The following is a 10,912-nucleotide window of genomic DNA, read 5'->3' as shown; positions in this document are numbered from 1 at the left end:
GCCCCCGACCCGCCCGGCGGCGCCCCGGCCGGAGCGCGCCTGCGGCGCCGGGCCGGCGGCAGCGCCGCGCGCGGGGAGACCCCCCGCCGCCGCCCCCCGCCCCCCCCCCCCCCCCCCCCCCGCCCCCCCCCCCCCCCCGCGCCCCCCCCCCCCCCCCCCCCCCCCCCCCCCCCGACGGCCGTGCCTCCGGGCCTCGCGGACGAACCGCGCGTCTAGGCCGTGTCCGCAAAGTCGCGCCCTGCGGGCCTCGCGGACGAACCGTGCCCGAGGACCCCAACACCACCCGTGCCACCGGACCTTCAACGGAGAAACCGGAACGACGATGACCCAGACCACCCTTGTGGGCAGTCCAGGGGCTCCCCCGAAGCCCCGCAAACCCTTCTACCGCGACCTCGCCTTCCAGGTGCTCGTCGGGGTCGCGCTCGGCGTACTCGTCGGCTACCTCGCCCCCTCGGTGGGACACCACCTCCAGTTCCTCGGCGACATCTTCATCCACCTCGTCCAGATGGTGGTCGCGCTGATCATCTTCTGCAGTGTCACCCACGGCATCGCGAGCGTGCGCGACCTCGGCAAGGTCGGCCGTATCGCCGTGCGTGCCCTGGTCTACTTCGAGGTGATCACCACCTTCGCCCTCGTCATCGGGCTCGTGGTGGTCAACGTGCTGCGGCCGGGCGAGGGGCTGCACATCGATCCCGCCTCCTTGCACGGGGGCGGCGCAAGCACGGCGCCGGCGAAGTCGGAGGGCTTCGACGACTTTCTCGTGGGGCTCGTGCCGACCTCGGCCGTGGACGCGTTCTCCAAGGGCGACATCCTCCAAGTTCTGGTGTTCTCCGTGCTGTTCGCCTGCGGACTGGCCTCACTCGGAGAGCGGGCCAAGCCGGTGCTCGACATGGTCGGGAGCGTGCAGAAGACGCTCTTCTGGATCATCGGCAAAGTGATGCGGATCGCGCCCATGGCCGCTTTCGGCTCCATCGCCTTCACCGTGTCCAAATACGGCTTGGGCACACTGACCTCACTGGGCAAGCTGATCGGTGTGTTCTACCTGATCGTCGTGTTGTTCTTCGTGCTGGTGCTGTGGCCTGTCTCCCGCTACGCCGGCGTGAACCTGCTCAAGCTGCTGCGGTACTTCCGCGCCGAGCTCGTGCTCGTCCTGGGCACGAGCTCCTCCGAAAGCGTGTTCCCCCAGCTCACGTCCAAGCTGCAACGGCTCGGCGTGGACGAGCCCGTGGTGGGCCTGGTGTTGCCCACCGCCTACAGCTTCAACCACGACGGCACGTGCCTGTACTTCGCCTCCGTCAGTGTGTTCCTCGCTCAGGCGACTGGTGCGGATCTCGGCTGGCAGGCCCAGCTCGGTCTTCTGCTCGTCCTGCTGCTGACCTCCAAGGGCGGCGCGGGAGTGTCGGGTTCGGCGATCGCCGTCCTGGCGCTGACACTGAGCGCCACCCACCAGATCCCCGTCAGCAGCGTCGCCCTGGTGCTCGGCATCCACAGCATCTTGTCCGCCGCGTTCGTCTTCACCAACATCGCGGGAAACTGCGTCGCCACCCTGGTCGTCGGGAAGTGGGAGAACGCCGTCGACCGGGTGCGGCTGCACAAGGAGCTCGACACCGGCTACGACGCGGCGGCTTGACCCCCGGGCGGCCCTCCGCACGGGAGAAGCCACCCGGCGGGCATCGGCCCGGGCGTCACCGTCCGCCCGGGGTGCCGACGGAGGGAGCTCGCCGCTCCGCCCGCCGTCAGGCCGGAGCCAGAGGGACGAGGCGGCAGGTGAGGCAGCGGTGGAGGCCCGCCGTGTCGCGGCAGACGACACCGGCCATGATGGGGTGCCGACCGCGCGTGCTCGCCGCGAAGGCGCACTCGTCGGGCCCACCGATCTCCTCACCGGCTCGCTGGAGCCGGGCCTGCCGCCTTGGCCGGTGGTCGCGAAACAGGTGAGCCGCGGTCCGCCGAGGTCGGTGAAGCACAACTGGGCGCCAGGGCAGGGCCGTTCTCTGCGGACGATAAGCCCCATGTCCTTGGCCCACGTGCCCAGGTCGGGGATGTCGGTGACCTCCGCGTCCCAGGCGCCGGGGCGGTCAGTCAGCCGCCCTGCATGTGCCGAGGTGGGAACGGTGCCGGTCCACGATTCCCTCGATGATCCTCATCAGGCGGTCTCCCGTCTGATCGATGCTTCCGTTCTGTGTGCTGACCTGCGCCCCTTCGAGTACGAAGGTGATCTCGGCCGCGGCCTGTTCGGGGTCGGGCATCCGGGCTTCGGCGCACATGCCGATCAGCCTGCGGGTCTGGTGGGCCTTGTGGTCCTCGATCACCTGCCGTGCCGGATGAAGGCGGTCGGGCAGCTCGGCGAGGGAGTTGATGAACGGGCAGCCCCTGTACGAGATCGCCGGCAGCCCCTCGGCGATGAAGCGGGCCAGGCCCAGAATCTGTTCCTCGGGCCGGTCGGGGTATTCGGTCTCCACGCGGTCGAAGGCCGCCTGATAATCGGCGGCGACGATCCGCAGCCACTCCGCGACCAGTGCGTCCTTCGTCTCGAAGTGCCGGTAGATCGCCATTTTGGTGGTCTCGGCCCTGTCGGCGATCGCCTGGACCCCCACCTGCCGGATTCCTTCTCTCTGGAAGAGCTCTTCGGCCGCGTCGAGGATGCGCTCACGAGGTGGCAGCTTCGCCACTCTGCCCGGCCTGCTGAGGGGCGATGCCATGACTGCTCCGTCACTCCGATCGTGGGGTTCGCGACCCCCTACGGTACCAGCCATACCCCTTCGATACCGTTGGGTATCATTCGGAACTCAACGGTATCGGTGTTGTCAGGGAGTGACAGTGAAAGTTTCTGAATACGTGAGCTTCGACGCGGTCGGGCTGGCGGAGCTGGTGGCCAGGGGCGAGGTACACCCCGCCGAACCGGAGGCAGCCGCACGCGAGGCCGTACAGGCAGTCGATCCGCGGATCAACGCCGTCGTGGAGACCTGGGCGTCCGACGACGAACCCGTCCCCGGCAGCGCGCCCCTCGCCGGCGTCCCTTTTCTGATCAAAGACATCGCGGTGGCCATGGCCGGCAGGCGAATGGAGCTGGGAAGCCGTCTGGCGGCCGGCAACGTCGCCGGCTCCGACTCCTCACTGATGCTGCGCTTCCGACGCGCCGGCCTCGTGACGTTCGGGCGCACCGCGACACCGGAGATGGCCTACGGCATCTCGACGGAATCAGCGTTGTACGGGGCGACGCGCAACCCGTGGGACCTGGAGCGGAGCGCGGGCGGGTCCAGTGGAGGCGCGGCCGCCGCTGTCGCCGCGGGGGTGGTCCCGGTCGCCCACGGCACCGACGCCGCCGGATCGCTCCGTGTCCCCGCCGCCTGCAACGGCCTCTTCGGTATCAAACCCACCCGTGGCCGGGTGTCCATGGGGCCCGGCGTCGACGAGGTCTTCAGCGGCCTGGCCGTGCACGGCTGCGTCAGCCGTGCCGTACGCGACAGTGCGGTACTGCTCGACCGGATGCGCGGCCCGGAACCGGGCGACCCCTACTTCGCCCAGCAGCCGTCACGGCCGTACGCGGAGGAAGTCACCCGTCATCCGGGCTCGTTGCGCATCGGTGTCCTCGCTCAGGCGTGGGGCGGACGCCGCACCACCGCACCGGTGGCCGACGCCCTCTCCCGCACCGTGCGGTTGCTTGAATCCCTCGGTCACCAGGTGGAGGAGGCCGAGGTCGACCTCGGTGCCGACTGGGAGGAATTCGTCCTGGCCAATGCCCGGATCATGACGGTGAACCTCGCCACCCTGGTCGACGAGCTGGCCGCCGCCTTCGGCCGTCCCATCGACTCCTCGACCCTTGAGCCCGCGACCCTCGCCGGCCACCACTACGGGCAGCGGGTCGGCGGCGCGCAATTCCTCACCGCTCTCGCGATGCGGAACCGGGTCGCGCGAAGCCTGGCGCGGTACTTCGACGCGTACGACATCCTCCTCACGCCGACCCTGCCGGAGCCCCCCTTGCCCCTGGGCACTCATACCGAAGGGGTGGAGACGCTGGACGGCCTCGGCTGGATCGAGCGCATCAATGACCTGTCGCCGTTCACCATGCCGTTCAATGTGGCGGGCACGCCCGCCATGTCCGTACCTGTGACGGCCGACGCCGGGACGGGGCTACCGATAGGTATGCAGTTCGCCGCCGGATGCGGACGTGAAAGCCGGCTCTTCCGCCTCGCCGGCCAACTCGAACAGGCAAGTCCGTGGTCGGGCCGTACTCCCACGATATGGGCCGGGAACCACCCAGGCTGCTGAAGAACGCCCCGGCCACGTTGGGGGAGCGAGCGGACTGCAATTGTCCTTGCGTACCGGCCCCATTCACCGTTCGCCCCTGCCGGGATGCCGTCCGTCGCAAGCACCTTGAATTGGAGGATTCCGGATCGCGTACGCTCACGGCTGTTACTGTGCGTGGCGCGGGATGAACAGCCCGCTGAATGCGATTCGCGGGTGCTGTGGACGATACGACCCCGACCCAAAGCGCGACACCTCAAGAACAACTGCCGCCATCCAGACGGTACGGACGTCCACCGCGGAGTATCTGGCAGTGCCCTGGATTCCGCATGCGGAACCTCGCGGTGGGCTGCCAGGCGCCCGACGAATTCCTCCTCATCCGCTCGTATCGCTGCGATCAGCCTGTGGCGGTAGCCTGATTGCGGGGGGTTATGGGGGAATCAGATCCAGTACGGGGTTCAGCCCATTCGATTCTCAGGAGGAATTATGACCAACCCCGACTCCGAAAAGAATCCGAACCACGAAGAAGGTCCGGCGGATGGTGGTGCGGCCGGTACTCCTGGTGTTCATGACGGTGGTGCGGATGGTGGTGCGGAGGGTCCGGCGGATGGTGGTGCGGCGGGTACTCCCGGTGTTCATGACGGTGGTGCGGATGGTGGTGCGGAGGGTCCGGCGGATGGTGGCGCGGCGGGTACTCCCGGTGTTCATGACGGTGGTGCGGATGGTGGTGCGGAGGGTCCGGCGGATGGTGGTGCGGCCGGTACTCCCGGTGTTCATGACGGGGGAGCGGATGGTGGTGCGGAAGGTCCGGCGGATGGCGGTGCGGCCGGTACTCCCGGTGTTCATGACGGGGGAGCGGATGGTGGCGCGGAGGGTCCGGCGGATGGTGGCGCGGCCGGTACCCCCGGTGTTCACGATGGGGGAGCGGACGGTGGTGCGGACGAGTCCGGCGGCCGCTCTTGAGCACCTCCCGGACGGAGCTTCAGGACGCTGACGCCACAACAGGAGCCGGCGTTCTGGAGACACGTTTGGCCGGCCTGAGCAAGGAGGAGTTCGCTCGCGAGGTCTGGGCGCGGAGGGCGCTGCTCACACGCCGCGCGAGCGATTTCTCCGACTTGTTTTCCGCTGACGCCGTAGACGAACTGATCTCACGTCGCGGGCTGCGCACGCCCTTTCTGCGCGTTGTCAAGGACGGCTCCGCACTTCCCGAGTCGTCGTTCACCTCGCCCGCCGGCGTCGGTGCCACCATCTCCGACCAGCTCGACGACACGGCTCTGTGGCGCAGCTTCGCGGACGGCGCCACACTGGTCGTGCAAGCGCTTCAGCGCACATGGGAACCAGTCGCGAACTTCAGCTCCGGGCTGAGTTCGGAGCTCGGACATCCGGTGCAGGCCAACGCCTACGTCACTCCGCCGCAGAACCGCGGGTTCGATGACCATTACGACGTCCACGATGTCTTCGTTCTCCAGATCGAGGGCACCAAGCGCTGGCTCATCCACGAACCCGTCCATCTCGATCCGCTGCCTGACCAGCCCTGGACCGATCGTCGCTCCGTCGTCGCCGAGGCCGCGAGGGGCGAGGCGTACATCGACGCCATTCTTGAGCCCGGCGATGTCCTCTACCTGCCGCGGGGATGGCTGCACGCCGCCCAGGCGCAGGGCGAGATCTCGATCCACCTGACGCTCGGAATCCACAACTGGACGCGCTACGCACTGGCTGAACAGCTCGCCCGGTCCGCGCTCGCGGTGCTGCGCGACGATCCCCGGATGCGCGGCAGCCTGCCCATCGGTGTGGACGGTCCGGCCGACGAGATCGACATCGTCCGCGAGCGCCTCGTAGCCGCCGTCGCGCAGGTCGATCCCGCTCCGCTGTTCCAGCGGGCCCGGCGGGGCCAGGGCCGCGCGGCACCGCTGGGGCCGCTGGCCCAGTTCGCCGCTGTCGACAACCTTCGCCCAGAGTCGCGGGTACGGCTCCGAGGGGCTCTGGAAGCACGGCTGGAGGGTCCGCGCCTGACCACTCGCGTGGGCTGGCTCGACTTCCCGGCGGCCGATCTGCCCTCTGTGGTCCGGCTGCTCGACGGTGAGGTCCGCACCGTCGGTGATCTCGGCGCCCCGCTCGTCGAGCGACTGCTGCGCGCGGGCGTGCTGGTGCCCGCCGAACAGTGATTCCGCCGCGGTGACCGCGACAGAACGCTTCTTCTGCGCCGATGCCGCCCGCATACGCGGTGACTCGATCGCGGGCACAGCACCACACGGCTCGGTGTGGGTCCTCATCGAGTACCGGGGCGGCTGGCCGCCCAACGGCTTCGACGGTCTCGATCTCGATCCTGCAACCAAAGCACGCGTGTTCTCCGCCGCCCAGGCGGTAAGGGCACGAGTCCTTCTGGTCAGACGGCACGGACGCCGAAGGACCGAGGGCCCCGGCCGGTGGGCCGTGCTGCGCCACGAGAACTCGGGCGCCCACCGCCAGCAATGGGGCACATGGAGTGGTGACGAGGACTTGGCGCAGATCGTCGGAGCCCTCGACGCCCCCGGCGAACTCGGCTGTCCGCCCGTCGTCCTCGTCTGCACGCACGGTCAGCACGACACCTGCTGCGCCGTGCGCGGACGGCCTGTGGGGCGTGCCCTGAGCGAGCGCTGGCCGGACGTGGTGTGGGAATGCACGCACGTGGGTGGTGACAGGTTCGCCGCCAATGTCGTCGTGGTTCCGGACGGCGTGTACTACGGAGGTCTCGACGCCCCATCGTCCGTCACGGCGGTCGAAGAACACCTGGCCGACCGCATACACGCGGAACACCTGCGCGGATACACGGATCTCTTCCCGCCGCAGCAGGCCGCTCTCGCGGCCGTGCTCGAACGCTTCGGTCCGGCCGGCCGGCACGACTACGTGATCGCCGCCACCTCTCGTATCAACAATCACCGGTGGTTGATCCGCGTCATCGGCCGCCCGCCTTCTTCCAGGGCCTTCGATGTCGAGGTGCGGGCCCATCGCACCGCGCCGTACCAGCTGACCTGCCGCGGGCCGGCGACGAGTTCGGCCGTCGTCCACCGGGTCGTGTCGATACGTACCGGCTGAAGGACACACTCACCGGAGGCCGGGCGATGTGGGCGCGGTGTTCGTGTCACGGGTGACGGCGAGGATGGCCATGTCGTCCTGCTGCTCACCCCCCGTCCAGCGGTGGACGTCCTCGATCAGGGCGCGCACCAGGGACTCGGGGCTCCCGAAGCAGTGCCCGACCAGGCCGGACAGGCAGGGGTCGTAGAAGACGCCGTCGTGGTTGCGCGCCTCCGTGACACCGTCGGTGACCATGAGCAGAAGGGCTCCGACCGGCAGGGACACAACTTCCATCAGAGGAAGGTCCGTTCCGGACGGGGGCGCGACCTTGGCCAGCCCCATGCCCAACGGCATCTGCGCGGCGCTCGGATCGAGCCGCTTCACCTCTCCCCGGTGGACCAGGTACGGCGCCGGATGGCCGCAGTTGACCAGCCGCACCGCGTCGCCCGTGGCGGACACCTCGGCCAGCACCGCCGTGGTGAAGTCTTCGCTGGAGATGCCTGCCGACAGATGGGGCTCGGCAGCCCTGGCCATCGCGCCGTCCATCCGTTCCGCCAGGGCGGCGAGATCGGCCGTGTACTCCGCCTCCTGCCGGAAGGCGCCGATCGCCACCGGCACAGAAGCGATCGCCTGAAGCCCCTTTCCCCGGACGTCACCGATGATCATGCGGACGCCGAACGGGGTGTCATGAACAGCGAAGAGGTCACCGCCGATCCGGGCCTCCGCCTGGGCCGCGACATAGCCGACGGCGACGGCCAAGGGTCCGACGCGGGCGGCGGGTCGCGGTAGTACCGCCAACTGGACGGCCTCCGCGATGCCTCGCGACTCCGCGAGATCGCGGGCCTGACGCCCCATCAGCACGTCTACCACCAGGGCCAGGACACCGATGAGACCGACCACCGCAAGGTCGACGAAGAGCGCTGTCGCCGGCCGCTCTCGATATACGTCCAGGGCTCCCGACACCACGGCCGCCGCGCAGGCGAAGCCCGCCGTGACACGGAACGACAGCATCGCCCCGGCGATCAGCGGTGCGGCGACCAGTAAGGGCAGCCCGACGTACGGCTGAGGTGCGAACGCGGTCAGCAGTGCGCCGGCCACGAGGATGACAGCCGCAAGCGCCCATGGCGTCTTCGCAGGTGTGCGCCGGAACACCACCACCGATGCTTCCTCCAGATGAATACGGTTGTGTCGGGAAAGTACTCACATAGTGCCAGAAATTTCCTTTGCCGAGTTGCGGGCATGGCGTCCGGGGCGAGGGGTGGTTCCGCCAGACGCCGGTGTGAGACCGTTACGGCTGGCCTCTGCGGGCTCGATGTCATGCGGGGCAAATACAGTGTGGTGTCCGGCCCAAAGGCGGTTCACACCAGACGGCCTCCGGTCACTCGGGTGGCGGCCTGCTTGAGCCTGCTGAGCAACGGGACGATCTCGACGTGGGTCACGCCGGGGAGGCTGCCCAACTGTTCAGTGACGTAGCTGAAGAGTTCGGTGCTGTCGCGGCAGGTCACCGCGGCCGCGATGTTCGCGGCGCCCGTGACCGCGGCGACCCAGCTGGTCTGTCGATGGGCGGAGAGTGTTTCGCAGACCGTGACGATGCGGTCCGGTGACACCTGGAGGAGCAGCGTGGCCGAGGTGTGGTAGCCGAACGCTTCCAGCATCACGTCCACGTCCACGGTGACCGCACCACTGTCCAGCAGCGTCTGGAGGCGGCCTCTGACGCGGGAGAGCGGCCAGCCGAGGGCGCGGGCCAGAGCTGACGCGGTGGTTCTGCCGTCTTCGCGCAGTTCCTCCAGCAGCGGGCGGTCTTCGAGGGGGACCGGACTGTACGTCGCCTCGCGCCGGCGCGGAGCGCAGCCCTGAAGAAGATCGCGTTTCGCGTCCTCGCTCAGTGGCTCCTCGAAGGCCGACCACTCTGCGGGCCCGCCGGAGTACGAGTGGAGCACCAGGTGGGTGGTGAACGAGAGTACTTCCGATGTGTGGGAAATCCGGGGCAGTACTCCCGTGCCTCCTGTCGCGTCGGCGGGCAGGGTCGTGGTGCACATCAGTTCCGCGCCGCCGGAGTGCAGAGCGACCCAGAAGACGTCGTCGCGTGCGGCCAGCGCGTTGCCGAGGCGTGCGGCGGCGGCGGGGCGGCACTGCAGCCGCAGGAGCCAGAGCGGATGCCTGGCGGAGGCGGCCGCCTCACTGACCAGGACGCGGAGCACACCTGCCTCGCGCATGGCGCGGTAGCGGCGGGTCGCGGTCTGCTCCGATACGCCCACCACCCCGGCGATTCGTCTCATCGGGGCGCGCCCGTCCAGCATCAGGCATTGGAGGATTTGCTGATCTACAACATCCATCAGTGAAGTTTCGTTCTTCTGGGCGGGTCAAATGAAAGTTATTGGCAGATTCTAGTCGGCTTCCTGGAGGTTTCGCTGTTGTGTGGCGAACACTCGGTGCATGAGTGTTTTGAACCACCAGATCGTCTGGTCTCGTGATGCAGGGGCTTCCGCCCGTTTTCTGGCCGACATGATGGGCTTCGAGCCTCCGGTGCGGCTGGGCCACTTCGTGATGGTGCGGGTGAGCCCCGACGTCACCTTCGACTTCATGAGCACGGACCGCGACATCGCGGCGCAGCACTACGCCTTCCTGGTCAGCGAGGCGGAGTTCGATGTGGTCTTCGCCCGGGTGCTGGAGCGGGGCCTGGAGTACTGGGCCGACCCCCGGCATCAGGACGCGGGCCACATCAACCGCCTCGACGACGGCCGCGGCGTCTACTTCAACGATCCCAGCGGCCATGAGCTGGAGATCGTCACACGTCCCTACGGCAGTGGCGGGCTCGGTGCCGAGCACGTCAACCCGCTGCTCACCGAGGAGATCACCGTGCACGGGACGTTGCCGGATCTGTCCTGACCGAGCCGTCGACCGATCGCCCCGCCAGTCCCTGAAAGCGAACCACCATGCCGAAATTCCACGAGTTGGACGCCCACGTCGCTCTCGCCGACCAGCTCGACGAGGGGGGCGGTCCTGTCATCCTCGTCAACGTCCTGTCCGTCGACCCCGGCGATGTCGACCAGCTGCTGCTGGCGTGGTCCACCGACGCGGCCGCTCTGAAGAGTCAACCGGGCTTCATATCCACCCAGTTGTATCGCGGTATCGCAGGCAGCAGCACGTTCCTCAACCACGCCGTCTGGGAGTCGACGGACCACTATCGCGCGGCCCGGCTCGACGGCAGCGTACGCGCGGCCGCTCGCGAGCTCTACCCGGCCAGCCTCGTCGCCACCCCCCACCTGTTCCGGGCGCAGGTCGTGCCGGGGATCTGCGTCGCCTGACACGTTGGCGCACGGCAGCGGGCCGTAACGCCGCGCGTGAACGGTCCGCGGCGGGGACGTGCCGTGGGCCTGGAGGGGTGCACGTCGTCGCGGTCTGCCGCTTGGAGACGCCGTTCGCCCCCCGGTGCGGTGTGCGCGGAGTACGGGCGGACGGCGACGACCGAGCACCCGCCGCGGGTGGTCGGTAACGACTCCTGCCGGCGCCGGATGAACCGGCGGCTTACAGTGGCTGGGTCCGGCCACGCGCCGGCCCGGGGCGTGTGTCACGGCAAGCGCGGCCCGGGCCCGGCCCGGTCCACACCGCC

10 protein-coding genes are annotated in these 10,912 nt (G+C 69.0%); 7 read left to right on the top strand and 3 right to left on the bottom strand.

Annotated features, from left to right (window positions below):
- Positions 1-322 precede the first annotated feature (322 nt).
- Positions 323-1,630, top strand: coding sequence for a cation:dicarboxylate symporter family transporter (locus LCE31_RS08780; RefSeq protein WP_225013446.1), 1,308 nt, complete (start codon positions 323-325; stop codon positions 1,628-1,630).
- Between the two features lie 445 nt (positions 1,631-2,075).
- Here LCE31_RS08780 and LCE31_RS08770 read toward each other — a convergent pair whose 3' ends face one another.
- Positions 2,076-2,699, bottom strand: a complete 624-nt coding sequence (locus tag LCE31_RS08770) for a TetR/AcrR family transcriptional regulator (protein ID WP_225013445.1) — start codon at positions 2,697-2,699, stop codon at positions 2,076-2,078.
- Between the two features lie 118 nt (positions 2,700-2,817).
- On the opposite strand from LCE31_RS08770, the gene LCE31_RS08765 reads away from it, so the two are divergent.
- The 4 genes from LCE31_RS08765 to LCE31_RS08750 all read left to right on the top strand — a co-directional run bounded on the left by LCE31_RS08765 (position 2,818) and on the right by LCE31_RS08750 (position 7,320).
- Positions 2,818-4,269 (top strand): amidase, encoded by a 1,452-nt coding sequence (locus LCE31_RS08765; protein ID WP_225013444.1) that lies wholly within the window; start codon positions 2,818-2,820, stop codon positions 4,267-4,269.
- A gap of 514 nt (positions 4,270-4,783) precedes the next feature.
- A complete protein-coding gene (locus tag LCE31_RS08760) occupies positions 4,784-5,239 on the top strand; it encodes a hypothetical protein (protein ID WP_225013443.1) in 456 nt (151 codons plus the stop codon).
- On the top strand, positions 5,205-6,410 hold the full coding sequence (locus LCE31_RS08755; protein WP_225013442.1) for a cupin domain-containing protein: 1,206 nt from the start codon (positions 5,205-5,207) through the stop codon (positions 6,408-6,410). The genes LCE31_RS08760 and LCE31_RS08755 overlap by 35 nt, the downstream gene beginning before the upstream one ends.
- A 10-nt stretch (positions 6,411-6,420) precedes the next feature.
- Positions 6,421-7,320 carry a sucrase ferredoxin gene (locus LCE31_RS08750; RefSeq protein WP_225013441.1) on the top strand — a complete coding sequence of 300 codons (900 nt, stop codon included), beginning with the start codon at positions 6,421-6,423 and terminating at the stop codon, positions 7,318-7,320.
- 9 nt (positions 7,321-7,329) lie between these two features.
- Here the strand turns inward: LCE31_RS08750 and LCE31_RS08745 are convergent, their stop codons facing one another.
- Both LCE31_RS08745 and LCE31_RS08740 read right to left on the bottom strand, forming a co-directional pair.
- Positions 7,330-8,457: a PP2C family protein-serine/threonine phosphatase gene (locus LCE31_RS08745; protein WP_225013440.1), complete on the bottom strand. Its 1,128-nt coding sequence runs from the start codon at positions 8,455-8,457 to the stop codon at positions 7,330-7,332.
- A 200-nt stretch (positions 8,458-8,657) separates the two neighbouring features.
- Positions 8,658-9,635, bottom strand: a complete 978-nt coding sequence (locus LCE31_RS08740) for an Lrp/AsnC family transcriptional regulator (RefSeq protein WP_225013439.1) — start codon at positions 9,633-9,635, stop codon at positions 8,658-8,660.
- 100 nt (positions 9,636-9,735) lie between these two features.
- Here LCE31_RS08740 and LCE31_RS08735 point away from each other — a divergent pair, with 100 nt between their 5' ends.
- Together LCE31_RS08735 and LCE31_RS08730 are read left to right on the top strand one after the other, a co-directional pair.
- The gene (locus LCE31_RS08735) at positions 9,736-10,188 is read left to right on the top strand and encodes a VOC family protein (protein WP_225013438.1); all 453 of its coding nucleotides are present in this window, start codon (positions 9,736-9,738) and stop codon (positions 10,186-10,188) included.
- A 47-nt stretch (positions 10,189-10,235) separates the two neighbouring features.
- Complete coding sequence (locus LCE31_RS08730) at positions 10,236-10,607, top strand: antibiotic biosynthesis monooxygenase family protein (RefSeq protein ID WP_225013437.1); 372 nt, start codon at positions 10,236-10,238, stop codon at positions 10,605-10,607.
- Positions 10,608-10,912: the final 305 nt, after the last annotated feature.

The sequence above is a fragment of the Streptomyces sp. 8L genome (genome assembly GCF_020176795.1).
In the GTDB taxonomy this organism is placed as follows: Bacteria; Actinomycetota; Actinomycetes; order Streptomycetales; family Streptomycetaceae; genus Streptomyces.
Note: the sequence above shows the minus strand (reverse complement) of the source record. Positions and strands in the feature narration are given on the sequence as shown.

Excerpts from the sequence above, each read along its gene's own strand:
- LCE31_RS08770 (WP_225013445.1), bottom strand. The coding sequence starts at position 2,699 with ATGGCATCGCCCCTCAGCAGGCCGGGCAGAGTGGCGAAGCTGCCACCT.
- LCE31_RS08740 (WP_225013439.1), bottom strand. The coding sequence starts at position 9,635 with ATGGATGTTGTAGATCAGCAAATCCTCCAATGCCTGATGCTGGACGGG.
- LCE31_RS08780 (WP_225013446.1), top strand. The coding sequence starts at position 323 with ATGACCCAGACCACCCTTGTGGGCAGTCCAGGGGCTCCCCCGAAGCCC.
- LCE31_RS08760 (WP_225013443.1), top strand. The coding sequence starts at position 4,784 with ATGGTGGTGCGGCCGGTACTCCTGGTGTTCATGACGGTGGTGCGGATG.
- LCE31_RS08735 (WP_225013438.1), top strand. The coding sequence starts at position 9,736 with ATGAGTGTTTTGAACCACCAGATCGTCTGGTCTCGTGATGCAGGGGCT.
- LCE31_RS08730 (WP_225013437.1), top strand. The coding sequence starts at position 10,236 with ATGCCGAAATTCCACGAGTTGGACGCCCACGTCGCTCTCGCCGACCAG.